The following is a 26039-nucleotide window of genomic DNA, read 5'->3' on the forward strand; positions in this document are numbered from 1 at the left end:
GGTGTGAGTTCGATGGTACCTGCAATCGCCGGCGCTGTCACCGCCGCGCGGCGCCGCGCAGCGCGCCGGCGGGCGGGCTGTGGTTTCGCCGTCGCCGGCGCCGCCGGCGGCCTACTGGAAGGCGGCCATCAGGTCGATGAAGGCGGTCAGGCTGCGGCCGAAGTGGCGCTTCCAGATCTGGTTCAGCGCCGAGTCGGGCTGGCGCCGGCTGTCGTCGAAGAATTTCTGGGCGGCCTTTTGCAGGTCCTTGTCGTCCTTGCGGAAGCCCCAGCCGATCAGGTCGGTGGGGCCGACCGGGAAGGCCACGCTGGCGTGCTTGAGCTGGTGGGCGCCGGCCCAGATGGCGATGTCGGCGTCGATCAGGATGAAGTCGACGGCGCCGGCGTCGACGGCGCTGAACAGCGCCGGCGACAGCAGGTAGTCGACCTTGACCGGGTTGGCGGCGAAGGCGCCGCGGTTCTGCTGCTCGACCCAGTTGAGCGCCGCCGTGTCGCGGTTGACGCCGGCCAGCTTGCCGGCCAGGTCGGCCACGCCCTTGATCTGCGCCGCCTTCTGGCGCGAGACGATGGCCATCAGCCGGCTGGGGAAGAGGATGACGAAGTCGAGCTTTTTCAGGCGCCACTCGTTTTGCACCAGGTTGGCCGGGTACAGGTCGCACTTGCCCGAGGCCAGGGCCTGCGGCGTGTAGCTGGCCTCGCGCACGGTGCGGCCGTCCTGGTTGAAGAACTGCTCGTCCCAGTACAGCCGTTCGAACTTCGGCTTGACCCGCTTGCCGATGGCCTTGGCGAAGGCGCCGGTCTGCTCGGCGACGTTGCCGCTGACCTTGCAGTTCTGCCGGCAGCCGGCCGGCTCGAACACGGCCGAGGCGGGGTGGTCGGAGGCGATGCAGACGCGCAGCTCGCCGCTGCGGCGGATCTCGGCCAGCGAGCGGGCCTGCGCCGTCGCGCTCAACGCCAGCAGCAGCAATGGCAGCAGCGGCAACAGCGGCGGCAACGCCGGCGCCGGCCGGGCGCCGCCGCCGGCCGGGCGGCGCGCGCTCACGCCGGCACCTGGCCGCTCTGGTCGGCGGCGCTGGCCAGGTCGCTGGCGGCGGCTTGGCCGTTGCGCTGGCCGGCCTCCAGCTCGACGCGGTTGCGCCCGCCGGCCTTGCTGCGGTACAGCGCGCGGTCGGCGCGGGCGATCATTTGCGCCAGCGTGTCGTCGGCGACCACGCTGGTCACGCCGAAGCTGCAGGTCTTGCCGCCGCCGACGCGGAAGACGTGGCCGGCGATTTGTTCGCGCAGCTTCTCGGCCAGCAGGGCGGCACCCTCCAGTTCGGTGTCGCGGCACACCAGCAGGAACTCCTCGCCGCCCCAACGGCCGACCACGTCGACCGCCCGCGTGCCCTTGGCCAGCAGGTCGGCCATTTCGGCCAGCACGATGTCGCCGGCCTGGTGGCCGAAGGTGTCGTTGACGCGCTTGAAATGGTCGACGTCGAGCAGCATCAGCGAGAACGGGTTGCCGCAGCGCTGGTAGCGCTTGATCTCGTCGTCGAGCACCTGGTCCAGCCGCAGGCGGTTGCACAGGCCGGTCAGGCGGTCGGTGATCGACAGGCGGTCGAGTTCGCGGTTCTTTTCCTGCAACTGCTCGCTGACGGCCTGTTGCGCCCGCAGCGCCTGCTGCAACTGTCCGGTGCGCTCGAGCACCTTGCGTTCGAGCGACTGGTTCAGCTCCTGGGTCTGGGCGTCCTTGGTGGTGAGCAGCTGGTTCTGGTTCTCGATCAGGGCGATCTTGTCGTGGATCGCCGCCTGCATGCGGGCGAAGCTGTGGGCCAGGCGGCCCAGTTCGTCGTGGCGGTCGAGGCCGTCCAGCTTGGGCATCTTGCCGGCCGGCGCGGCGTCGTCGGATTCGCCGGCGTGGTAGCGCGCCAGTTGCTCGGCCTTCAAGGTCAGCGTCAGGATCGGGCCGGTCAGGCGGCCGGCGAAATAGATCGCGCAGCAGATGCCGAACACCAGGGCCAGCAGGCCCAGCGCGCCGGCCAGCAACACCAGCCGCAGCACCGAGGCGCGGATGTCGTCGCGCGAGGCGACGCCGACGATGGCGAAGGGGGTGCCGTCCAGGTGCTGGCGGCGGAAGGCGATCGAGCCGTAGCGCTCGGGGATGTCGCTCCAGCTGCGCCAGGCGGCGCTGGCTTTCCAGAAGTCGCTGCGCTCGGCGCTGCTGAAGCCCGGCTGGAGCGGCAGCACCACCCTGCCCGACAGGTCGCTGGCGGCGATCGAGACGAAGCCGCTGTGGCCGATCTGCAGCTGACCGAACAGCTTTTGCTGGATCTGCCCGAAGTCGAGCAGCAGCACCACGCTGGCGCCGGGCAGCGGCCGGCCGTCCTTGAGCACCGGGCGCTTGAGCAGCAGCACCTGCTGCGACGGGCCGGCGCGCAGGCGGCGCAGGTCGAGCACGCTGGCGCCGCGCGCCGGCAGGCGGGCGATCAGCTCCAGCCCGGCGGCCACGCCGTTGCCGTCGCGGCTGAATTCGAAGCGCTGGTCGTCGCTGTAGATCACCTGTTGGTCCTGGATCAGGAACACCTGGCTCAGCCACGGCTCCTGGCCGCGGATCTTGCTGAAGAAGTTGTGCAGGTTGGGCACGAAGATGCCGGCCACCTCGGGGTCGCCGAACATGGCGTCGACCAGCGGATGGACGGCCCACTGGTCGAGCGCGCTTTCGCGCACGTCGAGGAAGTTGCTCAGCAGGGCGGCGCTCTGGCGCAGGCTCTGTGCCAGTTGCACGTCCGATTCCTGGCGCAGGCTGTTGGCGCCCAGCAGTGCCATCACGCACGTCAGCAGGCAGACCACGGCGACGACGATGGCGCCGGTCATGGCGATCAGCCGGGCGCGGATGGAGTGCTTCAGGATGTGGCGGGCGGCAACAATCATCGTGTGCGGAGTCGGTTGAATCCGCCTGCGGGTTTGGGCGGGCGGGTGTTGTGTGTTGGTTCGTGATGTGTCTGGCGACCTTGACAATTCATTTGCCAAAATTGCAGGCTATTTTACCCCACGCAAGGACTCGTGCCGGAGTGAAAGTAATTCGTGGAGGCGGCCGGTTAGTTCAGCGTGCCGAACACCTTGCCGATCAGTTTGCTGCCGCTGCCGATCGGGTCCTTGCGGATGGCTTTTTCCTCTTCGCCGATCATGACGAACAGGCCGTCGAGGGCGCGCTGGGTGACGTAGTCCTCGACCGTGTTGTTGCCGCCGCCGGCCAGGCCCAGCTTGGAGGCCTGGCCCATGGCGTTGTTGTACTGCGCCGAGAGGTTGGAGCGGTCGGTGACTTTTTTGACGATGGGCAGGAATTGCACGCCGAGCTTGGCGCCGGTTTTTTCGCGGAAGAAGTCGGTGACCGAGGTGTCGCCGCCCATCAGGATGTTCTTGGCGTCGCTCACCGTCATCGACTTGAGGGCGCCGAGCAGCAGCGGCTTGGCCAGCGGCACGGCGGCCTCGGCGGCGCGGTTCATCGCCAGGCTCAGCTCGTCCAACTGCTGGCCCTTGCCGGCCATGCGCAGCAGCGGGCGGGCCTGTTCCAGCAGACGCGGCAGGGGGATCTTGACCTTGTCGTTGTTCATGAAGCCGTTCTCCACGCCCAGCTTGCCGACGGCCGCCAGCGAACCCTTCTCCAGCGCCGCCTTCAGACCGCCGCTGGCGTCCTGGTTGGACAGCTCGGCCAGCGACAGCGCCCAGGCGCTCGAAGCGAGCAGGCAGAGCGGTAAAATCATCGTGGTGGCGCGGCGCAATGGGGACATGGTGCACTCCTGGTCGGGGCGGAAACGGGAAGCCGACAGGTTAGCATGAAGGCGGGCGGCGGCCTAGCGCCGCCCGGCCGGCGCCGGGCAAAACGCGCCGCCCGGAGCGTGGCGCGCCTTGCCCTTGCGTTTCTTTGCGTTTCTTTGCGTTTCTCTCAGGCCAGCAGCTTCAGCAAGGCGGCGGCGACGGCTTCCGAGGAGCCCGGATTCTGCCCCGTAATCAGCACGCCGTCGGTCTGCACGAACGAGGCCCAGTCCGCTCCCTTGGCGTAGATGGCGCCGTGTTCCTTCAGCATGTCTTCGACCAGGAAGGGCACCACCTGGCTCAGGCCGACGGCGTCTTCCTCGCTGTTGGTGAAGCCGGTGACGCGCTTGCCGCGCACCAGCGGCGAGCCGTCGGCCGCCTTGACGTGGCGCAGCACGCCGGGCGCGTGGCAGACCGCGGCGACCGGTTTGCCGGCGGCCACCATCGCTTCGATCAGGGCGATCGAGGCGCGGTCTTCGGCCAGATCCCACAGCGGGCCGTGGCCGCCCGGGTAGAACACGGCGTCGAAGTCGGCGGCCGCGACCTCGGCCAGCTTGCCGGTCGCGGCCAGCGCGGCCTGGGCCGCCGTGTCGGCCTTGAAGCGGACGGTGGCGGCGGTCTGCGATTCCGGCTCGTCGCTCTTCGGATCGAGCGGCGGCTGGCCGCCCAGCGGCGACACCAGCGTCAGCGTGGCGCCGGCATCCTTCAGCGCGTAGTAGGGGGCGGCGAATTCCTCCAGCCAGAAGCCGGTTTTCCGGCCGGTGTTGCCCAGTTCCTCGTGCGAGGTCAGTACCATCAAGATGTTCATAGCGTTTCCTGTCTTGTGAGTGTGGGTGTGCGTGTGAGTGTGCCGGCCGGCTTACAGCGCCGCTTCGAGGATGACGCGGCTGCGCGCCAGGTCGATGTCGCGGTGCTCGCCCAGGCTGGTCATGCCGTGTTCGGCCAGCTGGACCAGCACCGCTTCGACCGCCTCCCGGCCCAGCCCGTAGCCGGACAGGCGGGTGGCGATGCCCAGGCCCTCGAAGAAGTCGCGGGTGCGGGCGATGGCGGCGTCGACGCGTTCGTCCTCGCTGCCGCTGTCCTTGGCGATGCCCCAGACCCGCTCAGCGTATTGCAGCAGCTTGGCGCGCTTCGTGTCGCGCTGTACGTTGAGCAGCGAAGGCAGCACGATGGCCAGGGTGCGGGCGTGGTCGATGTCGTACAGCGCCGTCAGTTCGTGGCCGATCATGTGGGTGGCCCAGTCCTGCGGCACGCCGGCGCCGATCAGGCCGTTCAGGGCCAGGGTCGCCGTCCACATCAGGTTGGCGCGGGTGGCGTAGTCGCCGCTGTCGGCCACGGCCTGCGGCGCGATTTCGATCAGGGTTTGCAGCAGGCCCTCGGCGAAGCGGTCCTGCGCCAGCGCCTGCACCGGATAGGTCAGGTACTGCTCGACGGTGTGGACGAAGGCGTCGACCAGGCCGTTGGCGATCTGCTTGGTCGGCAGCGTGAAGGTCTTGCTCGGGTCGAGGATGGAGAACTTGGGGAACAGCAGGGCGCTGCGGAAGGGCAGCTTGGTGTGCGTCGCCTTGAGGGTGACGACGGCGCCGTTGTTCATCTCCGAGCCGGTGGCCGGCAAGGTCAGCACGGTGCCGAACGGCAGCGCTTGGGCGACCTTGGCGCCGCCGCTCTGGGCGATGTCCCACGGCTCGCCGTCGTACAGCGCGGCGGCGGCGACGAACTTGGTGCCGTCGATGACCGAGCCGCCGCCGACGGCCAGCAGGAAGTCGAGTTTTTCGGCGCGCACCTTGGCCACGGCGCCCATCAGCGTCTCGTAGCTCGGGTTCGGCTCGATGCCGCCGAACTCCTGCACCACGCGGCTTCCCAGCGCGGCGCGCACCTCGGCCAAGGTGCCGGTCTTCTCGGCGCTGGCGCCGCCGAACAGGATCAGGACGCGGGCCTCGGCCGGCACCAGCTTGGCCAGCTTGGCCACCGTGTTGGCGCCGAAAACGATCTTGGTGGGGTTGTGGAATTCAAAATTCTGCATGCTGCGCTCCTAAATTAGACTGGTCGTCTAGCGTGAGGGTGAAAAAAACGCGCCGGCGACGGGCCGGCGCGGTGCTTCTTTGCTTCTGTTCTTTCGTGTCGCGTCGATTCAGCCCGGCGTGGCCGCCGGCAGATGCAGCATCGCCAGCGTGGCCTGCAAGGCGCCGTGCAGCGCGCTCGGCTCGCGCCGCAGCTTGGTCAGCATGGCCGCGCCCAACCACAGCTGGTACAGCGCCAGCGCCATCTGCGGCGCCGCGCCGACCTCGCGCAGCGAACCGTCGGCCTGCGCCTGGGCGATGCAGGCGCCGAGTTTGGCGATGATCTGGTTGGTGCCGTTCAGCAGGGCCAGGCGCATCGCTTCGGACATGTCGGCCACTTCGCTGCTCAGTTTGACCACCAGGCAGCGGCAATCGCTGCAAGCCTGCTCCTGCGGTCCGGTCCAGCTGCGCCAGTAAGCCATCAGCCGCTCGGCGCCGGTCAGGCCGGGCTGGCCCAGCAGCACGTCCATCTCGGCCAGATAGCCGGCCATGTAGTTTTCCAGCAGCGCCTCGCCGAACAGCTCCTTCGACTTGAAGTAATGGTAGAAGGAACCCTTGGGCACGCCGGCCGTCGTCAGGATCTCGTTCAAGCCCACGGCGGCAAAGCCTTTGCCGGTGATGATGGACTTGCCCGTGTCGAGGATGTGCTGGCGGACGTCGTGGTGTTCAGTGTTCATGGATCGCATCATACAGTAAAAATAGACCAGTCGTCTAGTCGGCGATGCAATGGGATGGCGGGACCGTAAGCAGTATCAAATTGTCCGCCCCTAGACCTTGCTAAGATCGTTGGCCGGCTGACGAGGTCGCGCTCGATCGCAGCCGCCAGGCCGAAGAATATGGAAATCTGATGAGGGCAAAGAAGCAGCAGAAGACGAACTGGAGGGATCGTGGTCATGATGACGTGCGGGAGTTGGACTCTGCGCATAAGCTGCCGGCCGAAGACATCGTCGAGGCTGCAAATGAAATCGCTATGGCATTGCTCGTGCCTTTAAGCACCGGCATGGTGATTGTGTCTATCTCCGGCCCGCAAAAAAGTAAAGGCGAGGAGACCTCGCCTTATACCTTGCTTGTTGGTGACCCTGTGCAGCGCAGGAGAAGAGGTCTCACACGACACAAATTCCGGGGCATCGATGGTGTTCCGCCGCTAGCTATGGTCCCCCGGGACAGCTAGTTTTGCGCTCTTCATCGACAATTATAGCGTCTCTGATGGTTGTTGCCGAATTTGTTCGCTTGCCTTTGACGAATCTGTCCGTACGGAAAAACGCCGGCTCGCGCCGCCGTCACAGCGCCTTGCTGCACATGCGGAAGTCCGGGTCCTCCTCGTAGGACTCGATGTGGAAGCCCAGGCTGGCCATCAGCTTGAGCATGCCGCTGTTCTTGACCAGCACCAGGCCGTCGATCTGGCTCAGGCCCTTGTCGCGCGCCACGTCCATGATCGCCAGCATCAGCCGGGTGCCCAGGCCCTGGCCGCTGAAACGGTCGTCCACCACCAGCGAGAATTCGCAGCTGCTGCGGTCCGGATTGGCGATGTAGCGCGACACGCCGATGATGCTGTCGGTTTCGACGAAGTCGCCGTCCGGGCCGGGCGTGCGGATGGTTTGCACCGCCACCAGCGCCATTTCGCGGTCGTAGTCGATCAGCGTGTAGCGCGCCAGCATCGGCACCGACAGCTCGCGCAGCGACGAGGCGAAGCGGTAGTAGCGCGACTTTTCCGACAGGCCGCGCACGAAGTCCTGCAGCATCGCGGCGTCGTCCGGCTGCACCGGGCGCAGCGTGTACTGGCCGCCGCCGCGCATCGGCCAGTCCTGCGTGTAGTTCGACGGGTAGGGCAGGATGGCCAGGTGGTCGTAGCCGTGCGCCGACGGCGGCGCCGCGTCGACGACGATGCGGGCGTCGACCACCAGCGCGCCGTGTTCGTCGACGATCAGCGGGTTGATGTCCATCTCGCGCAGCTGCGGCAGTTGGCACACCATCTCCGAGACGCGCAGCAGCATGTGTTCGATCGCCTCCCGCTTGGCCGGCGGCGCGCCGCGCCACTCGCCCAGCATGTCGGCCGCGCGCACCCGGCCGATCAGGCGCTGCGCCAGGAACAGGTTGAGCGGCGGCAGTTCGATGGCGCGGTCGTTGATCAGTTCTATCATGGTGCCGCCGGCGCCGAAGCTGATGGCCGGGCCGAACAGGTGGTCGGTGACGACGCCGATGTACAGCTCGCGGCCGTTGCGCTTGCCGGCCATCTTCTGGATCGTCACGCCGTTGATGCGGGCGTCCGGTTCGAGCCGGCGCACGGTGACCATCATGTCGGCGTAGACGTCGCGCACGGCGGCGGCGTTGAGCACGTTGAGCACCACGCCCTGCACGTCGGACTTGTGCGAGATGTCGGGCGAGTCGATCTTCAGCGCCACCGGGTAGCCCAGCTGGCTGGCGATCAGGATCGCCTCGCTGGCGCTGCGCGCCAGGATGGTCTGGGTGATGGGGATGTGGAAGGCGGCCAGCAGCGCCTTCGACTCCATCTCGGTGAGCACCTTGCGCCGCTCGGCCAGCACGCTTTCGATCAGCAGGCGGGCGCCTTCCAGATCCGGCTCGGCCAGTTGCGACAGCGGCGGCGGCGTCTGGTGCAGCAGTTGCTGGTTCTGGTAGAAGGAGGCGATGTTGCTGAAGCCGTCGACCGCCGCCTCCGGCGTGCGGAAGGTGGCCAGGCCGGCGCCGTTGATGATCTGGCGCGCGGCGGCGACCTTCTCGTCGCCCATCCAGCAGGTCAGCAGCGGCTTGCCCAGGCCGGCGTTGAGGGCGCTCACCGCCTCGGCCACGGCGGCCGGGTCGCCGCCCAGCTTGGGCGAGTAGATCACCAGGATGCCGTCGACCTGGGCGTCGCGGGCGCAGGCCTGGATGGCGCTGCAGAAGTGTTCCGGGCCGGCTTCCTCGGACAGGTCGAGCAGGTTGCTCAGCGTGGCCTGGGGCGGCAGCAGCGGCGCCAGCGCCTGCGCGCCGGCGCTGGACAGGCGGGCCAGTTGCAGCCCCAGTTCGCCGATCCAGTCGGCCGCCAGCACGCCGGGGCCGCCGCCGTTGGTGACGATGGCCAGCCGTGGCCCGACCGGGCGGTAGCGCGAGGCCAGGCATTTGGCGGCCGAGAACAGCTGGACGAAGGATTTCACCCGCACGGCGCCGGTGCGGCGCAGCGCCGCGTCGAACACTTCGTCGCTGGCGACGATGCTGCCGGAGTGGGTCAGCGCCGCCAGCGAGGCGGCCGCCGCGTTGCCGGCCTTGAGCACCACCACCGGCTTGGTGTTGGCGGCGCCGCGCAGCGCCGACAGGAAGCGGCGCGCGTCGGTCAGCCCCTCCATGTAGATGACGATCGACTGGGTGGCCGGATCGGTGGCGAGGAAGTCCAGCGTCTGCGCCAGGTCGACCGCCGTGTTGGGGCCGAGCGAGACGACGGTGGAAAAGCCCACCGCGTTCTTGCTGCCCCAGTCGAGGATGGCGGCGGTCAGCGCGCCGGACTGCGAGATCAGCGCCAGGCTGCCCGGCTGCGCCAGGTGGCCGGCGACGCTGGCGTTGATGTTCAGGCGCGGCCGCTGGTAGCCCAGGCAGTTCGGCCCGAGCAGGTGGATGTCGTGCTTGCGGGCGATGGCGTGCAGCTCCTTGGCCAGCGCCGCCGGCACGCCGGCCGAGATGACCAGCGCGGCGCGGCACTGGATGCGCCCGGCCACCTCCAGCGCGAAGGCCAGTTCCTCGTTGGGCAGGGCGATGATCGCCAGGTCGGCACGCGATTGCGCCAGGTCGGCCAGGGTGCCGCTCATGCCGACGTCGAGGAAGGTCACCGGGCCGGCGAAGCCGCCCTGTTCGAGCTGGGCGCGGATGCTGCGGCCGTAGCCGCTCTGGCTGTCGGGCTGGTCGGCCTTGCCGGCGAAGACCACCATCGACTTGGGCGAGAACAGGGGGCTGAGGTAGTGGATTTCCATCGTCGAATCGCTTTAAAAATGTGGGCCGGGCGGACTAGTCGTCCAGTCCCAGCAAAACCTTGACGTGGGCGGCGGCGCTGCGCGCCAGCGAGGACAGCTCGTAGCCGCCCTCCAGGCAGGAAACGATGCGGCCCTGGCAGTGGCGCTGCGCCACCGCGACGATCTGCCGGGTGAGCCAGGCGTAGTCGGCCTCGACCAGGCCGAGGTTGCCCATGTCGTCGTCGCGGTGGCCGTCGAAGCCGGCCGAGACGAAGATCAGTTGCGGCCGGAAGCGCTCCAGCGCCGGCAGCCATTGTTCGCCGACGGCGGCGCGCATCGGTTCACCGCCCGAGCGCGCCGGCAGCGCCACGTTGAGCATGTTGGGGCCGCGCGGCCGGTTGCCGCTGAAGGGGTAGATCTTGTCCTCGAAGATGGAGCACATCAGCACGCGCTCGTCGTGGTGCAGGATGTCCTCGCTGCCGTTGCCGTGGTGGACGTCGAAGTCGATCAGGGCGACCCGCTCCAGGCCGTGCACATTGAGGGCGTGGCGGATGCCGACGGCGACGTTGTTGAAGAAGCAGAAGCCGCCGGCGGCGTCGCGCTCGGCGTGGTGGCCGGGCGGGCGCACGTTGCAGAAGGCGATGCCGGCGCCCTTGGTCAGCACCAGGTCGGTGGCCAGCACGGCGGCGCCGGCGGCGCGCAAGGCCGCCCGGTGGGTGTGCGGGTTCATGCTGGTGTCCGGGTCGACCTGCACCGAGCCGTCGACCGGCGACAGCGCGGCGATGGTGTGCAGGTGCAGCTTGGAATGGGCCTGGGCGAGTTGTCTTTCCGTCGCCAGCGGGGCGTCGAAGGGCTGCATGAAATCGAGCAGGCCCTTGATCAGCAACATGTCGTTGATCGCGCCGATGCGCGCGGGCGATTCGGGGTGTTGCTCGCCCATCGTGTGTTTCAGGCAATCCGGATGGGAAATGTAGGCTGGCAGCATCGTGGACGGGGCCGGTGGGCTTGCGTTGCGGGCCGACGCGGCGCGGGCCGGCCGTGGTCGTGGTGGTGAACGAAGGCAATATGACGACAATATATCGTGCTTCAGTGTAGTGAGATAGATCAAATATTTCGTTGATCCAGATCAAAAATGCCGCTGTGGCGACGAACTTGCCAAACGCTAGGCTAGCGGTTCGGTCGGTTAAAGGTGCGTCGAGTGAGCTGAAGTCGTCGTTCCGCATCGGCGGAGCGCCGCGCAGGCGGGAATCCATGCGGCGCTAGACGGGATGCGGCGTATGGGTTCCCGCTTTCGCGGGAACGACGGGGTTTTAGAGCTGCCCTTAAACGACGGGGTTTTAGAGCTGCCCTTGAACGATGGGTTTTTAGAGTTGCTCTTAATCGGCGGCGGCCGTTGTTGCGTCGCAACGCAAGGCCGGGCCGCTGCGGCGCGGCGGCGTGGAACGCTCGAATTGCGACGGCGTCGGCAGCAGGGCCGCCAGCGTGGCGGCGATGCGCAGCAGCTCGGGCGCGTCGGCGGCGGCGTCGTCGCTGGTGTCGTTGATGCAGAAGAAGGGCAGCCGGCCGAAGCGCGCCGCCAGCGCGGCGAACTGCGCGTCGGCGTCGGCGTCGCCGCTGCAAACGTACAGCGAGTCGGCCTGGCGCAGCACGGCCAGGCCGGTCTGCAGCATCCAGCGCGGCACCAGGTCGGGCAGCAGCGGCGGCGAGGCCCAGGAGCGGAACACCGTGCTGCGCACCTGGTCGAACAACTCCGCCGCCTCGCCCTCAAGCCGGCGCAGCGCGCTGGTCAGCATCGGCCGCGGCGAGTGGGCGAAGATGCGGGCGACGTGGCGGTAGCCGGGGTCGCGTTGCAACAGCCAGCGGCGCGACAGCAGCGAGGCGTTGACCAGCGCGCTCTCGTGCGGCTGCGGTTCGGCGTAGTCGGGCAGGGTGGCGTCCTCCTTGTAGACGGCCACGCCGGCGGCGCCGAACCACAGCGCCGGATCGAAGGGGGCGCCGAGGAAGACGTCGTCGTTCAGGTAGAGGAAGCGCTCGGCCAGGCCGGGGATGTGGTGCAGATACGATTCGATGTGGCCGGAGTCGAACACCGGCAGCGCCTCGGCCGGCAGCAGCGCGCGGTGGTCGACCAGGCTCAGGCCGGGGCCGGGCCGCAACCACGCCGGGCGCTGGCCGTCGGTGACGATGTAGACGTGGCCGTGGCCGGGGAAGAAGCGCTGCAGCGCGCGCAGGTTGTAGCGCAGCTCGCCGTTGTCGCGGTAGCGTCCCTGCACGTCGCCGTGGCGCGCCGGCAGCGCGCTGCCGTCGGCGCGCGCCAGGGCGGCGCGGCGTCTGGCCTGCCAGCGCGGATCGCTGCCGTCGACCCACAGGTAGACGATGTCGATGGCGCCGGCGTGGGCGCTGGCATCGGCGCCGGTGTCGATGTCGGTATCGGTATCGGTGTCGGTGTCGCTGCGCGTCGGCGGCGGCGGCGCGGCGGGGCGCGCGGCGCGGCCGGGGGGCAAGAGGTGATTGGTCATGGTGGCGGGGGCGCGCTCAGTGCTCGGCCCAGCGCTCCTTGACTTCGCAGATCTGCGGCAGGCGGCTCAGGAACAGGTCGACCAGGCGGGCGTCGAAGTGGCGCTCTTTTTGCTCTTCGAGGTAGGCGACCGCCTGCTCCACCGTCCAGGCCAGCTTGTAGGGCCGGGTCGAGGTCAGCGCGTCGAACACGTCGGCGATGGCGACGATGCGCGCCTCCAGCGGGATCTGCTCGCCGCTCACGCCGTTCGGGTAGCCGCTGCCGTCCCATTTCTCGTGGTGGTTCAGGGCGATGCGGCGCGCCAGGCCGAGCAGGCCGGTCTGGAATTCGCCGATGATCTCGGCGCCGATCGACGGGTGGGTCTGCATGATGGCCCACTCCTCGGCGTCGAGCTTGCCGGGCTTGCGCAGGATGTGGTCGGGGATGCCGATCTTGCCGACGTCGTGCATCGGCGCGGCGTGCAGCAGTTCGTCGGCCTCGTCCTGGTTCATGCCGCAGGCCTCGCCGAGGATGCGGGCGAAGTGGCTCATGCGGATCACGTGCAGGCCGGTCTCGTTGTCCTTGTACTCGGCGGCCAGGCCGAGGCGCTGGACGATGTCGAGCCGGCTCTGGCGCAGCTCGTCCATGTGCACCAGCGTCAGGTGGGTGCGCACGCGCGCGCGCACGATGGCCGGGCTGACCGGCTTGGTGATGTAGTCGACGGCGCCGGCGGCGAAGCCTTCGACCTCGTCCTCGGTGTCGGTCAGCGCGGTGACGAAGATGACCGGTATGTGGGCGCTCGCCTGGTCGGCCTTGAGGGCGCGGCAGGCCTGGTAGCCGCTCATGCCGGGCATCATCACGTCGAGCAGCACCAGGTCGGGCTGCTCCTGCCGCGCCAGTTCGATGGCGCGCGCGCCATCCTTGGCGAACAGCAGGCGGTAGTCGTTCTGCAGGATCTGGCGCAGCAGCTGCAGGTTGTTGGCCTCGTCGTCGACGGCCAGGATCAGGGGCTTGAGCTGCGGGTTTCTCATGGCGGTGCTTCCGTGGCGGCCGGCGCGACGCCGGCCAGCAAAGTGTCGAGGTGGAGTTGGGCGAGCTGGAAGTCGAAGTCGTCGACGGCGCGTTGCAGCGCGTCCAGGCCGGCGCCGGCGGCGCCGCCCAAGGTGGCGCGCAGCTCGGCCAGGGCGCCGTCGTCGAGGGCGCCACGGGCCAACTGTTGGCGCAGCAGGGTGCCGGCGCGGCGGGCCCGTTCGACCCGGCCCGGGCTGGTGTCGCCGGCGTCGCCGGCGGCGGCCGGCGGGTTGTCCGGCGCCGGGCGCAGCAGCGCGATGGCGGCGCGCGCGCTGGCCAGTTGTTCGCCCAGCGTGGCCAGCAGCGCCCGGCCGTCCGGCGTGGCGCCGTCCAGGTCGGCGGCAGGGTTCGCCGCGACCGCGTCGGCGCAGGCCTGTTCCAGTTGCGCCAGCGTGGCCGCCAACTGCTCCAGGCCCAGGTTGGCGGCCACGCCGCGCACCTTGTGCGCCAGCGTTTGCGCCGCCGCCGGGGCGGCGTCGTGCAGATGCTGCGCCAGCGTGGCGTCGACGCCGCCATAGTGCTGTTCGAAGTGGCCCAGGGCGCGCCGGTAGGCCGGCTCCTGCTCGGCCCAGCGGCGCAGGCCCAGGCGCTGGTTCAGCACCTGCGCCGGCGCCGCCGGCGCCGCCGTGGCGGCCTGCGGCGCCAGGCCGAGCACGCGGGCGATCTGCTGCGCCAGGCCGGGCCAGTCGACCGGCTTGGCGGCGAAGCCGTCCATGCCGGCGTTGACGCTGGCGCGGCGGTGCGCGTCGAGCACGCTGGCGGTCATGGCGATGATGGGCACGCGCTGGCGGCCGTCGCGCTCGGCTTGCGCGCGGATCGCGCGGGTGGCGTCGAGCCCGTCCATGTTCGGCATCTGCATGTCCATCAGGATCACGTCGAAGTCCTCCTTGGCGGCCAGCGCGACGGCGATGGCGCCGTCGCTGGCGCCGACCATGCTGTGGCCGCGCCGGCTCAGTTGCAGGTGCAGCAGTTCGAGGTTCTGCGCCACGTCGTCGGCCGCCAGCACGCGCAGCGGCGGCAGCTCGATCGCCGCGCCGGCCCGCTCGCGTTCGACGCCCAGCTCGGCCGGCACCAGCGGCAGCAGCACGTGGAAAGTGCTGCCCTCGCCCTCGACGCTGTCGGCCCACAGGCGGCCGCCCATCAGCGTGACCAGCTGCTTGCAGATGGTGGTGCCCAGGCCGGTGCCGCCGTAGCGCCGCGTCATCGAGGCGTCGGCCTGGGTGAACGGGTCGAAAATGGCGCCCAGGCGCTGCGGCGCGATGCCGATGCCGGTGTCGCGCACCAGCAGGTGCAACTGGCCGTCCTGCCGTCCGGCGTGCAGGCTGACGCCGCCGCTGGCGGTGAACTTGATGGCGTTGTCGAGCAGGTTGGTGAGCACCTGGCGGATGCGCAGCTCGTCGCCGCGCAACGCCGGCGGCAGCGCCGGGTCGTAGCGCAGGTCCAGGGTCAGGCCCTTGGCGCGGGCGCCGGCGCCCAGCGTCGAGGCCAGCTCGTCGATCAGGCCGAGCAGGCTGAAGTCGCTCTGTTCGAGTTCGACGGCGCCCTTGTCCAGCTTGGCCGTGTCGAGCACCTCGTTGAGCAGGCGCAGCAGCGCGCGCCCGGCGTTGCGCACCGTGTCGAGCTGGCGCCGCTGCTCCGGCGCCAGCTCGCCGTCGAGCAGCACGTCGGTGAAGCCGAGGATGGCGTTCATCGGCGTGCGGATCTCGTGGCTCATGTTGGCGACGAAGGAGGCGCGCGCGGCGGCGGCCTGCTCGGCCTTTTCCTTGGCCAGGCGCAGCTCGTCCTCCATCAGGCGCCGCTCGGTGATGTCGAGCACCACGCCGTCGAGCCAGCGCGCCGCGCCGGCGTCGTCGCGCACCGGCGCGCCGTTCTCCCACAGCCAGCGGATGCCGCCGTCGGCGTGGCGCAGGCGGTACTCGACCAGGAAGGTCTGGTCGTTGGCGATGGCGTGTTCGATCGCCGCGTCGAGGCGGGCGCGGTCGTCCTCGTGGATCAAGTCGGCGAAGCGGCGGCGCGGCGCGGCGCCGAGGAAGTCGGCCGCCGGGTGGCCGGTGACGCGCTCGACGGCGTCGCTGATGAACAGCAGCGGGTGGCCGCGCTCGACCAGGCTGCGGTAGCTGATGCCGGGGATGTTGCCGATCAGCGAACGGAACTGCCGCTCGTTGTCGTGCAGCGCCTGCACCATGGCGCGCCGCTCGCTGATGTCGGTGATGAAGCAGACGAACAGGTCGCGCTCGGCCAGGCGGGCGTGGCCCAGCGCGCGGCGGATCGGCACCACGCTGCCGTCCTTGCGCTTGCCCAGCACCTCGCTGCCCTTGTCGAGGATGCCGGCGTCGCTGGTGCGCAGGTAGTTGAGCAGGCCGCTGCGGTCGGAGCGTTCGGGGTCGGCGATCAGCAGGCTGATGTTGCGGCCCATGATCTCGCCGCGCTGCCAGCCGAAGATGCGCTCGGCCGAGGCGTTGAACTCGTGGATCACGCCGTCGCCGTCGACGGTGACGACGCCGTCGACGGTGGTGGTGAGCAGGGCGCGCATCCACGCCTCGCTCTCGCGCAGGCTGTGGAACAACTGGCGGTAGCGCAGCATGCCGTTGGTGGCCATGACGAACACCGAGAAGGCCACCGTGATCAGCGACACCGCCAGCGCCAGGAACAGGCCGTTGGACGAGCCGTTGGCGCCGGCCGGCACCTGGCCGATGAAGCGCGCCGCCGCCATGCCGGTGTAGTGCATGCCGGCGATGGCGCAGCCCATCACCGTGGCGGCGGCCAGCAGGGCGCGCCCCTCGCTCAGGCCGCGCAGGCCGCGCAGGCCGAAGCGCACCCACAGCGCCAGCGTGGCCAGCACCACCGCCACCACGATCGACAGGCCGAACATCAACGGATCGTAGTGCAGCGCCAGGTTCATGCGCATGCCGGCCATGCCGGTGTAGTGCATCGCGCCGATGCCGGCGCCGACCAGCACGCCGCCGACCAACAGGCCCCAGCCGGTCAGGCGCTTGCGCGAGATCAGCGACAGCGCGACGAAGGAGGCCACCACGCTGGGCAGCAGCGACAGCAGGGTGGTGGCCGGGTCGTAGTCGACGCGGGTGCACAGGTCGAAGGCCAGCATGCCGATGAAGTGCATGGCCCAGACGCCGCTGCCCAGCGCCAGGCTGCTGGTGAGCAGGACCAGCGGGCGCAACTGGCGGCTGGCGCTGGCCTGGCCGGCCATCTGCAGTCCCATCCAGGAGGAGAAGATGGCCACCAGCAGCGACAGCGCGACCAGCGCCGGGTCGTAAGTGCCGTAGGCCAGCAACGATGGGTCGGCGGGCGGGGTGAACAGCTCGCGCAGGAGAGCTAAGTCCATGGCATGAATTCGAGTGAGGAAGGAGGGGTGTCGCGGCCCCAGTATCTCATTTTTTCAGGGAAACTGTTGCCCTGGGTCTAGAATCGCTTGCGGATGTTCACACCGCGGCGCGGCGGCGTGCGCCCGTGTTGTGCTGCGAGGATTGTATATTTGTCACCGGATGTCAGGCAATCGGTTTGTGTTGCTGTGGTTTTTTGTCGAAGGCCGGCCGGCTGGCTTGAGTGGCGTGCGATGTGGTAAATTGGTTCAAATTCGAACCGTATGCCGCCGCCGATCCACCCATCCGCCTTTTTGAGCCGCCATGAAACCAGCCTCCTCGCCGCACGGCACGCAAACCTGGCTGTCCGCCGTCCGCGCCTACAACCTGTGCGAGATGGTGGTCGGTGCGCGCCTGGCCGCGATCGATCTGCGCATCGGCGACCTGGAGGTGCTGGCCACGCTGGCGACCAAGCCCGGCTTGAGCCAGCGCGAACTGGCGGCGCGCTGCTTCGTCACCAAGAGCGGCGTCAGCATGCTGTTGACGCAGATGGCGGCGCGCGATTGGGTGCGCCGCGAGGACGATCCGGCCGACGCCCGCGCCAAGCGGCTGTTTTTGACCGAGCGGGGCATGGCCCTGGCGGCGCGCGCCATGCGCGTCCAGGCGGAGGTGGTGACGGCCATGGTGACGGGCAGCTCGCCGGCCGAGATCGCGGCGGTGGGCGTGACGATGGAGCGCGTCTGCGCGCGGCTGGAGGCGCTGCGCCTGGCGGACCGGCGGGGCGCCTGAGCCGCCCGCCCGGGCCGCCGGCTATTTCGCCGGCGCCGTGGCCTGCGCTTCGAGCAGCGCGGCGATCACCTCGGCCGGCGCGACCACGCCGTGCTTGCCCTTCAAGACGCCCTTCGAGGTGCCCTCGGCGATGATTTTGTCCTTGATCGTGAAGTGGTGCGTCATGTAGAAGTGCCGCTCGTCCCAGTGGGTCAGGTGCAGGGTCGCGGTGAAGCGCTGGAACACGCCGAGCGACTTGCGGTAGTTCATGGTGTGCTCGGTGATGATCGGCATCCAGCCGCGCTGTAGCATGATGCGCGCCAGGCCGGAGCGGATGAACAGGTCGACCCGGTTCAGGTCGCACAAGGTCAGGTAGCGGCCGTTGTTGACGTGCAGATTGAGATCCAAGTCGTTGGGAAAGGTCAGCAGCGACAGTTCGCTGGTGGCCGGACCGACCGGCAGGCGGGGACGGAAGAAGGAGCTGAGCAGCACATACAACAGCCTGACGAACAGATTCATGGGGGAGGCTCCGATCGCTTGTGCGGATTTGGTTCAATACTGAACGATATGGTTCAATATTGAACCATTATTGCGGCGGGCGCAAGCAAAACCTCGACGCCTGGCGCGACGAGGCTTGTCTTTTTGTTATTATTCGTCCTGGGTTGGCGACACCGCCCAAGGCGACTGAAACGCGGTCTTTACAACAGCCGTCAACCGCACCGCCGGTTCTGGCAGCGTGCCCTTGTTGATAGGCAAGATCATCCTGTATCGTGTGATCTTTCCTTGCCGATGATATTCGAATTGGCAACAATGACAACCCTAGCTCTATCGGAGACAGCAATGGCAGGTCAAGAAGTCACATTCGACGAGGTTGCGGCGGCGGCCAACAGCTTACAGAACGACGGCAAGCGGGTGACCATCGAAGCCGTGTCCGACTTGTTTGGCGCCGCCGCCGCCGCTCCCGCCAGCGTCCATCGGCACCTGACGGCGTGGCGCGCCAGCAGCGCCAAACCGACGGAAGTGCCCATCCCGGATCTGCCGGAGACGCTGGCCGCCGCGCTGGGCAGCTGGGCCCAGCAATTCGCGGTGGATTCCGGCGCCGGCAGCCAGGATGCGCTGGAACAATCGCAGAACGACGTGGCGGACCTGCTGGAACAGGTGGCCAGCCTGACCGAGGCCCGCGACGAGGCCCTGGCGACCCTGGAGGAGCGCGCCGAAAGCATCACGCGGCTGACCGCCGAGCTGCGCGACGCCCGCAACGTGGCCACCGACGCCCTGGTCGGCAAGGCCAAGGACCGCCTGGCCATCGACGGCAAGGACAACCAGTTGGCCGATCTGCGCTCGCAGATCGAACGCAATGTGGCGGCTTCGGCGGCGGAGTCCGACGCCCGCCTCACGGCCGAGATGGAATTGGTCGGCGCCGTCACCGCGCGCGACAATTTCGCCGCCGAGATCAAGGAGCTGCGCAGCCAGCTCGACGCCTGTCAAGCCGAGCGCCGCGCCGCGCGGGGCTAGAAGTAGGCCGGCCACGCCCGCGGGCGTGAATAACCCATGTGCGCTTTGACGGCCCGGACGAATACTCGACCGGGCCGTCGTTCTTTGGTGCGGCGCAATGGCGGGGGCGAAGATGACCTGGCGCCGCTGCGCCCGCGCCGGGCTGGCGCCGGGAAAATTAAGGCGCGTCCACCCAGGCGCTCATCGTGGTGTTCATGTCACGCACTTTCGCCAACTGATAGCTGCGATAGTTGGCGCCTGTCACATTGAACGTCGAGTCCTGATAGCTGAAATCATAGACCCACAGCGCGGACAGGCGCACGCGGTTGTCCAGGATGGCCGTCGTGACCTCGTCGAACTTCTCGCGCGCAGTCATCAGCTTGCCTTTCTCGTTGGCGCCAAACTCGCCAAGGAAGAAGGCGCGCTGTTCGCGCTTGGACTGCGCCATGGCGGCGGCCAGCACCTGGCTATAACTACCCGCGTGCTTACCGAAGTACAGTTTTATATCTTCCGGTTTGTCCGGGTCGGGATCTATGTACAAGTGCATGGTCAATGTCTTCAGCGGCGCCGGCTCATTGCTGGAAAGGTAGAGGCCGAACTCTGTCTCCGTATCCGGCGTCCAGCTCGCGGGCTTGCCGAAGACGAGATTGTAGGCGCAGTAGCGCGGCACATTATTGCCGCTGAAGATGGGATTGTGCGTGTCGAACTTCTCCACCGTTTCCGCGAAAGCCGCCAAGGCCCGCAAATAATCGTCCCTGACGATCTTGTCCAGCAATGCGCCTGGCTTTTTCGGATCTGGCGAATCTGGGGGCAGTGAGCCCTCCGGGACACTAACCGGCTTGTAGACGTGGTTGGTGTCCTTCAGATCGATGAAACTGCTGCCCTCATTGGCGAATTCCCAGCCCCACAACGCAGGATGGCCCTCGTAGCGCTTCACCAGCTGCGTCGTGATGCTGACCATGGCCTTGCGGGTAGCGCTGTCCGCCTTGCCCCAGGCAGGCATGCGCTCTCCCTGAAGGTCGGAGAAGCCGGTCCAGTTGAAGAACAGGTTCATCACCACGCCGACGTTCTTATTCTTCGCGTAGTCCATGAAATCGTCCAGGCGCCTCAACACTTCCGGTTTGAGTCCGTCCTTGCTGTCGTTCAAAACAGTCCTCAGATCGTTCGGCCAGAAGCCGATCGTGTTCATGCGGAAGAACGGAATATTGTTTCTACTCAGTTCGTTTATGCCATCTTGGTAGTTCAGATTGTTCCGCGTGAAGGCATTGAAGTAATTGACCCCCACGCCGTGGAAGGGCTGGCCATTCTTGTAGTACTTGTCTCCCACGACGGTCAGTGGACCGGCATAGGCTTGGCTGGCAAAAATCAGAGCGGAACCCAACAGAGCAGTCAGTGCTTTCAATTTCATACATTGCCTTCATGAAGTGGCTTCGGCAGCTTTTTTACACGTGTAAAAGGCCAGCGCAAGCCGATTAAGTAGCAAAACTGTAGCATTGCCATTCTGCCTATATTAACCAGCTTCAACTCTCACCAACTGTCACTTTTTGCAAAATATTTCACATTTGGGGAAACAAATCCACGTCAAAAAAACGCCACCCGCGATGGGGTGGCGTTTTTGCTGCGACATTCTGGCCGGCTCGGCCGGTCGTGCTCGGCTAGCGGGGCGCCGCAGGGGCTGGCGTTGGGAGATTGATACTAACACGGAGGAATTTGTATCGGTCCGCTCAATGCCGCCACTCATTTTGAAGGCATCTGTTGCGGTGGTGTATAGCGCTCGGCTAGATATGGGATGATTTTTTGTGCATACGCCCCAGCGCTGGGGATGGGGCCGGCGGGGCGGGCGCGCGTGCCGTGTAGCAGGAATAGGCCGCAGCCGAGAACTGCGAGGTCCGGAAACGACAACGCCCACTTGCATGAGTGGGCGTTGCGTGATGCGTGTTCTTGGTGGCCCGGGGCGGAATCGAACCACCGACACAAGGATTTTCAATCCTCTGCTCTACCAACTGAGCTACCAGGCCAAGGAGCAGAATTATAGCAGGCCGGAAAGAAATTGCAAGGAACTGTGGAAACTATTTATACCGCCGGGGCGGGGCGTCGGCGCCGGCCGTGGCGCCGCCATGCCGGCGCGGTCGATTCTCCCGGGCTACAAGGGCTATAATGGCCGGATGAACAGTCCATCCTCCCCCTCCATGCGGCGCTTCATCCAGAGTGATATTTGTATCGTCGGCAACGGCGCCATCGCCAAGACGGCGGCACTCGGATTCGCCCAGGCCGGGCAGAGTGTCACCCTGCTGTGTCCTTCAACGGCGCCGGCCCCGTCGGCGGCTGCGGCTTCCGCTCCCGCTGAGCTCGGCTGGGACGTGCGCGTCTTCGCCCTCAACCACACCGCCTTCCATTTGCTGTCCGCCCTCAAGGTGTGGGGCGCGCTCGACGCCGCCCGCGTCGCCCCGGTCGACGCCATGCTGGTCAACGGCGACGGCGCCCAGGCCGGCGCCCTCGGCTTCGACGCCTACGGCGCCCACACCGGCACGCTGGCCTGGATCGTCGAGGACCGCAATCTGAACCAGGCGCTCGACGCCGCGCTGCGCTTCGCCCAGAACGTGACGCTGGTGCAGGGCCGCGCCACCGGTTTGGTGCGCGACGCCGACAGCGCCACCGTGCACCTGGACGACGGCGCGGCCATCCAGGCCGCGCTGGTGGTCGGCGCCGACGGCGCCCAGTCCTGGGTGCGCGGCCAGTGCGACATCGGCATGGACTACCGCTCCTACGGCCAGTCCGCCGTGGTCTCGAATTTCCACTGCGAGCGGCCGCACCACGGCGCGGCGCAGCAGTGGTTCACCGGCGCCGAGGGCGTTGTCGCCCTGCTGCCGCTGCCGGGTAATATGGTCTCGCTGGTCTGGTCGGCGCCCGAGGCGCTGGCCGCCACGCTGCGCGCCGAGTCGGCCACGCAGCTGGCGGCCCGCCTGGCGCCGTTCGCCGCCGCCAAGCTGGGCCAGCTGACGCCGCTGCAGCCGGAGCTGGTGCGCGACTTCCCGCTGCGCCTGATGCGCCCGCACAGCATGGTGGCGCCGCGCGTGGCCCTGGTCGGCGACGCCGCCCACGTGGTCCATCCGCTGGCCGGCCACGGCATGAACCTGGGCTTCGCCGACGTCGAGCAGCTGGTGCGCACGATCGTCGAACGCGAGGCGCAGCGCGGCATCGGCGACCAACGCGTGCTGGCCCGCTATGCCCGCGCGCGCAAGGAGGACGTGCTGTTGATGCAGCTGGCCACCGACGGCTTGGCGCGTTTGTTCGGCACCGATTTGGAGCCGCTGCGCGTGGTTCGCAATTTCGGATTAAACTTGTTGGATAAACTGCCCATGCTCAAGCGGCGGCTGATCTCGCACGCCCTCGGCAAGCAGGGCTGAACCGATCAGCTCCGGCGTGGCCGGCATTCATCGTAATCCAGCGCGCGCCGGCCTTTGCCGGCGCCCGTCGTGTAGTAGTCATCGGAGATGGTATGAGAAAGAGCAAGATCGCCCTATTGTTATTGTCCGCGCTGGTCGCGTCCTGCGTCGGCGCCGAAACGCCGGTCGAGGAAACCATCAAAAAACTGATCGAGCCGCGCCTGGGCGACGGCGTCAAGGTCGACTCGGTCAAGGAAACGCCCTACGGCGGCCTGTACGAGATTCGCTTCAACGGCGAGATCCTCTACACCGATAAGAGCGCCACCTATCTGTTCTCCGGCCACGTCTACGACGCCGTCAACTCGGTCGACCTGACCAAGAAGCGCCTCGATGAGATCAACCAGATCAAATTCTCCGACCTGCCGTTGCAGCACGCGCTGAAGACCGTCAAGGGCGATGGCAAGCGCGTCATCGCCGTTTTCGAGGACCCCAACTGCGGCTATTGCAAGCGCTTCCGCCAGACCACCATGAAGGACCTCAACAACGTCACCGTCTACACCTTCATGTACAACATCCTGTCCGACGACTCCTTCGTCAAGTCGAAGAACATCTGGTGCGCGCCCGACCGCAACAAGGCCTGGGACGACTGGATGTTGACCGGCAAAGCCGCGCCGGCCGCGCCGGCCAGCTGCGGCGCCACGCCCAACGAGGCGGTGGTCGAGCTGGGCCACAAGTTGCGCATCAACGGCACGCCGGCCATCTTCTTCGCCGACGGCAGCCGCATCCCCGGCGCCATCGACCTGAAGGCGCTGGAAGCCAAGCTCGAATCGATCAAGCAGTAAACCAGTTTTTCGCGGGCCGCCGGCGGCGGTCCGTCGCGTCCCTTTGCCGCACCTGGCTTCACCGATGGTCCATGACAAAAGCGGGGTTCACCCGCTGCCTCAAGGCGCGCCGCCGTACGCGTGTCGCATGCTGTTCCGGCTTCCACTCCTCCAATCAGAACCCCGCCCCAAGGAGCAAAATAGATGATCACCCTGAATATCAACGGTAAAAACATGCAGGTCGACGCCGACCCGGCCACGCCCATCCTGTGGGCGCTGCGCGACAACCTGAACATGACCGGCACCAAATTCGGCTGCGGCGCGGCGCTGTGCGGCGCCTGCACGGTGCACCTGGCCGGCCAGCCGATCCGCTCCTGCATCACGCCGATCTCGGCCGCCGTCGGGCAGAAGATCACCACCATCGAGGCGATGGAGTCGGACAAGGTCGGCAAGGCGGTGCAGGAGGCCTGGGTCAAGCACGACGTGCCGCAATGCGGCTACTGTCAAAGCGGCCAGGTGATGAGCGCCACCGCGCTGCTGCGCTCCAACAAGGCACCCAGCGACGCCGACATCGACAACGCCATGAGCGGCAACATCTGTCGCTGCGGCACCTACCAACGCATCCGCGCCGCCATCAAAGACGCCGCCAAAACCATCGCCTAAGGGGAATGACATGCGCACTGAATGGCTGAATCAGGAATCGATGCAAACGGAAGTGGCGGCGCCGGCGGGCTTGTCGCGGCGCGGCTTCATGAAGGCCGGCGCGGTGCTCGGCGGTGGTCTGGTGCTGGGCTTCGTCATCCCCGGCGCGAACAAGTTCGCCAACGCGCAGGCCGCCAAGACGGTGTTCCAGCCGAACGCCTTCCTGCACATCGCGGCGGACAACAGCATCACCGTGCAGGTCAACCGGCTTGAGTTCGGCCAGGGCGTGCACACCGCCTTGCCGATGTTGATCGCCGAGGAGCTCGACGCCGACTGGGCGCAGATGCGCGGCGCGCTGGCGCCGGCCGGCGAGCAGTACAAGGACCCGGCTTTCGGCATCCAGATGACCGGCGGCTCGGGCACCATCAACCACTCCTTCACGCAGTACCGCGAAATCGGCGCCAAGGCGCGCGCCATGCTGGTGGCGGCCGCCGCCGAGCAATGGCAGGTCGCGCCGGGGCAGGTCACGGTCGCCAAGGGTGTGCTGAGCGGCCCGGCCGGGCAGAAGTCCAACTTCGGCGCGCTGGCCGACGCCGCCATGAAGCAGCCGGTTCCGACCAGCGTCAAGCTGAAGGACGCCAAGGACTTCCGCATCATCGGCAAGCCGGTCAAGCGGCTCGATGCCCGCCTCAAGTCGACCGGCAAGCAGCAGTTCGGCATCGACTTCAAGGCGCCCGACAGCAAGGTGGTGCTGGTGGCGCGGCCGCCGGTGTTCGGCGCCAAGGTCGCCAAGTTCGACGCCAGCAAGGCCAAGGCCATCAAGGGCGTGATCGAGGTGCTGGAAGTGGCCACCGATCGCGGCGGCAGTGGCTTGGCGGTGATCGCCGACGGCTACTGGCCGGCCAAGCAGGGCCGCGACGCCCTGGTGGTCGAGTGGGATAGCAGCGCGGTGGAGAAGATCAGCAGCGACCAGCAACTGGCCGAGTACAAGGCGCTGGCGCAAAAGCCCGGCCTGCCGGTCAAACAGGCCGATACCTCCAAGCTGGCGGCGGCGCCGACCAGGATCACCGCCGTCTACGAGTTTCCGTATTTGGCGCACGCGCCGATGGAGCCGCTCAACTGCGTCATCGACCTGCGCGCCGACGGCTGCACGGTGTGGGCCGGCACGCAGTTCCAGACCATCGACCAGGGCGCCATCGCCGCCACCGCCGGCCTCAAGGTTGAGCAGGTGGTGCTCAACACGATGATGGCCGGTGGCGGTTTCGGCCGCCGCGCCGTGCCCACCTCGGATTATCTGGTCGAGGCGACCCATATCGCCAAGGCCTGGAAGGCCAGCGGCAAATCCGGCCCGCTGAAGGTGATGTGGAGCCGCGAGGACGACATCAAGGGCGGCTACTACCGGCCGTCGCATGTGCACCGCGCCGAACTGGGGCTGGACGACAAGGGCCACATCGTCGCCTGGAACCACACCATCGTCGGCCAGTCCATCATCACCGGCACGCCGTTCGAGCCGATGATGGTGAAGAACGGCGTCGATTCGACCATGGTCGAGGGCATGGGCGAGCCCTACCAAGTGCCGATGAACCTGTCGGTCCACAACGTCAAGGCCAACGTCCCGGTGCTGTGGTGGCGCTCGGTCGGCTCGACCCACACCGCCTTTGTGATGGAGACGCTGATCGACGAGGCGGCCCACGCCGCCAAGATGGACCCGGTGGCCTACCGCCGCCAACTGATGGGCGAGAAGGCCAAGCGCCACCTGGCCGCGCTCGACCTGGCGGTGGCCAAGTCCGGCTACGGCAAGAAGGTGCTGCCGAAGGGGCAGGCCTGGGGTGTCGCGCTGCACGAGTCGTTCAACAGCGTGGTGGCCTACGTGGTCACCGCCTCGGTGAAGAACGGCGTGCCCAAGCTGCACAGCGTGACCGCCGGCGTGCACTGCAATCTGGCCGTCAACCCGCTGACCATCGAGGCGCAGGTGCAGGGCGCGGTGCTGATGGCGGTCGGCACCACCTTGCCGGGTGCCGCCATCACCTTCAAGGACGGCGTGGTCGAGCAGCAGAACTTCAGCGACTACCCGGTCGCGCGCATGCCGGACATGCCGCAGGTGGCGGTGCACATCGTGCCGTCGGTCGACGCGCCGACCGGCATGGGTGAACCGGGCCTGCCGCCGCTGGCGCCGGCCTACGCCAACGCCCTGTTCAAGTTGACCGGCAAGCGTTTGCGCAAGCTGCCGTTCGACCTGGCCTCGGCCTAG

20 protein-coding genes and 1 tRNA gene are annotated in these 26039 nt (G+C 67.7%); 7 read left to right on the forward strand and 14 right to left on the reverse strand.

Annotated elements, in window-relative coordinates:
* Positions 1-111: 111 nt before the first annotated feature.
* The 6 genes from H7U20_RS21625 to H7U20_RS21650 form a co-directional block, all read right to left on the reverse strand.
* The gene (locus H7U20_RS21625; RefSeq protein WP_199761208.1) at positions 112-1041 is read right to left on the reverse strand and encodes a type 2 periplasmic-binding domain-containing protein; all 930 of its coding nucleotides are present in this window, start codon (positions 1039-1041) and stop codon (positions 112-114) included.
* A complete protein-coding gene (locus tag H7U20_RS21630; protein ID WP_199761209.1) occupies positions 1038-2909 on the reverse strand; it encodes a GGDEF domain-containing protein in 1872 nt (623 codons plus the stop codon). The genes H7U20_RS21625 and H7U20_RS21630 overlap by 4 nt, the downstream gene beginning before the upstream one ends.
* 167 nt (positions 2910-3076) lie before the next feature.
* Complete coding sequence (locus tag H7U20_RS21635) at positions 3077-3769, reverse strand: DUF4197 domain-containing protein (RefSeq protein WP_199761210.1); 693 nt, start codon at positions 3767-3769, stop codon at positions 3077-3079.
* A 155-nt stretch (positions 3770-3924) separates the two neighbouring features.
* A complete protein-coding gene (locus tag H7U20_RS21640; protein WP_199761211.1) occupies positions 3925-4602 on the reverse strand; it encodes a type 1 glutamine amidotransferase domain-containing protein in 678 nt (225 codons plus the stop codon).
* 51 nt (positions 4603-4653) lie between these two features.
* Complete coding sequence (locus H7U20_RS21645; RefSeq protein WP_199761212.1) at positions 4654-5817, reverse strand: iron-containing alcohol dehydrogenase; 1164 nt, start codon at positions 5815-5817, stop codon at positions 4654-4656.
* A gap of 108 nt (positions 5818-5925) precedes the next feature.
* Entirely contained in the window at positions 5926-6531 is a 606-nt protein-coding gene (locus H7U20_RS21650) for a TetR/AcrR family transcriptional regulator (RefSeq protein ID WP_199761213.1), read from the reverse strand.
* A 170-nt stretch (positions 6532-6701) separates the two neighbouring features.
* On the opposite strand from H7U20_RS21650, the gene H7U20_RS21655 reads away from it, so the two are divergent.
* A complete protein-coding gene (locus H7U20_RS21655) occupies positions 6702-7025 on the forward strand; it encodes a hypothetical protein (RefSeq protein WP_199761214.1) in 324 nt (107 codons plus the stop codon).
* Positions 7026-7134: 109 nt separating this feature from the next.
* On the opposite strand, the gene H7U20_RS21660 is transcribed toward H7U20_RS21655, so the two are convergent.
* The 5 genes from H7U20_RS21660 to H7U20_RS21680 all read right to left on the reverse strand — a co-directional run bounded on the left by H7U20_RS21660 (position 7135) and on the right by H7U20_RS21680 (position 16700).
* On the reverse strand, positions 7135-9813 hold the full coding sequence (locus H7U20_RS21660) for a bifunctional acetate--CoA ligase family protein/GNAT family N-acetyltransferase (RefSeq protein WP_199761215.1): 2679 nt from the start codon (positions 9811-9813) through the stop codon (positions 7135-7137).
* Positions 9814-9847: 34 nt separating this feature from the next.
* Positions 9848-10777, reverse strand: coding sequence for a histone deacetylase family protein (locus H7U20_RS21665; protein WP_199761216.1), 930 nt, complete (start codon positions 10775-10777; stop codon positions 9848-9850).
* Positions 10778-11168: 391 nt separating this feature from the next.
* Positions 11169-12308 carry a Stealth CR1 domain-containing protein gene (locus H7U20_RS21670; protein WP_199761217.1) on the reverse strand — a complete coding sequence of 380 codons (1140 nt, stop codon included), beginning with the start codon at positions 12306-12308 and terminating at the stop codon, positions 11169-11171.
* Positions 12309-12324: 16 nt separating this feature from the next.
* Positions 12325-13317, reverse strand: coding sequence for a response regulator (locus H7U20_RS21675; RefSeq protein WP_199761218.1), 993 nt, complete (start codon positions 13315-13317; stop codon positions 12325-12327).
* Entirely contained in the window at positions 13314-16700 is a 3387-nt protein-coding gene (locus H7U20_RS21680; RefSeq protein ID WP_199761219.1) for an MHYT domain-containing protein, read from the reverse strand. Before H7U20_RS21680 ends, H7U20_RS21675 begins: the two co-directional genes overlap by 4 nt.
* Before the next feature lie 301 nt (positions 16701-17001).
* Here H7U20_RS21680 and H7U20_RS21685 point away from each other — a divergent pair, with 301 nt between their 5' ends.
* The gene (locus tag H7U20_RS21685) at positions 17002-17466 is read left to right on the forward strand and encodes a MarR family winged helix-turn-helix transcriptional regulator (protein ID WP_199761220.1); all 465 of its coding nucleotides are present in this window, start codon (positions 17002-17004) and stop codon (positions 17464-17466) included.
* Positions 17467-17487: 21 nt separating this feature from the next.
* Here H7U20_RS21685 and H7U20_RS21690 read toward each other — a convergent pair whose 3' ends face one another.
* Positions 17488-17964 (reverse strand): thioesterase family protein, encoded by a 477-nt coding sequence (locus tag H7U20_RS21690; protein WP_199761221.1) that lies wholly within the window; start codon positions 17962-17964, stop codon positions 17488-17490.
* Between the two features lie 321 nt (positions 17965-18285).
* Here H7U20_RS21690 and H7U20_RS21695 point away from each other — a divergent pair, with 321 nt between their 5' ends.
* Entirely contained in the window at positions 18286-18960 is a 675-nt protein-coding gene (locus H7U20_RS21695) for a DNA-binding protein (protein ID WP_199761222.1), read from the forward strand.
* A 157-nt stretch (positions 18961-19117) separates the two neighbouring features.
* Here the strand turns inward: H7U20_RS21695 and H7U20_RS21700 are convergent, their stop codons facing one another.
* Both H7U20_RS21700 and H7U20_RS21705 read right to left on the reverse strand, forming a co-directional pair.
* Positions 19118-20347: a cellulase family glycosylhydrolase gene (locus H7U20_RS21700; protein WP_199761223.1), complete on the reverse strand. Its 1230-nt coding sequence runs from the start codon at positions 20345-20347 to the stop codon at positions 19118-19120.
* 534 nt (positions 20348-20881) lie between these two features.
* Positions 20882-20957 (reverse strand) — tRNA-Phe (locus H7U20_RS21705).
* A gap of 147 nt (positions 20958-21104) precedes the next feature.
* Here H7U20_RS21705 and H7U20_RS21710 point away from each other — a divergent pair.
* From H7U20_RS21710 to H7U20_RS21725, 4 genes are all read left to right on the forward strand, one after another.
* Positions 21105-22346, forward strand: a complete 1242-nt coding sequence (locus H7U20_RS21710) for an FAD-dependent monooxygenase (protein WP_199761224.1) — start codon at positions 21105-21107, stop codon at positions 22344-22346.
* 92 nt (positions 22347-22438) lie between these two features.
* Positions 22439-23167 (forward strand): DsbC family protein, encoded by a 729-nt coding sequence (locus H7U20_RS21715; protein WP_199761225.1) that lies wholly within the window; start codon positions 22439-22441, stop codon positions 23165-23167.
* A 183-nt stretch (positions 23168-23350) separates the two neighbouring features.
* Positions 23351-23809, forward strand: coding sequence for a (2Fe-2S)-binding protein (locus tag H7U20_RS21720; RefSeq protein ID WP_199761226.1), 459 nt, complete (start codon positions 23351-23353; stop codon positions 23807-23809).
* 10 nt (positions 23810-23819) lie between these two features.
* Positions 23820-26039: a xanthine dehydrogenase family protein molybdopterin-binding subunit gene (locus H7U20_RS21725; RefSeq protein ID WP_199761227.1), complete on the forward strand. Its 2220-nt coding sequence runs from the start codon at positions 23820-23822 to the stop codon at positions 26037-26039.

The organism is Rugamonas violacea (assembly GCF_016461825.1).
GTDB lineage: Bacteria > Pseudomonadota > Gammaproteobacteria > Burkholderiales > Burkholderiaceae_D > Rugamonas.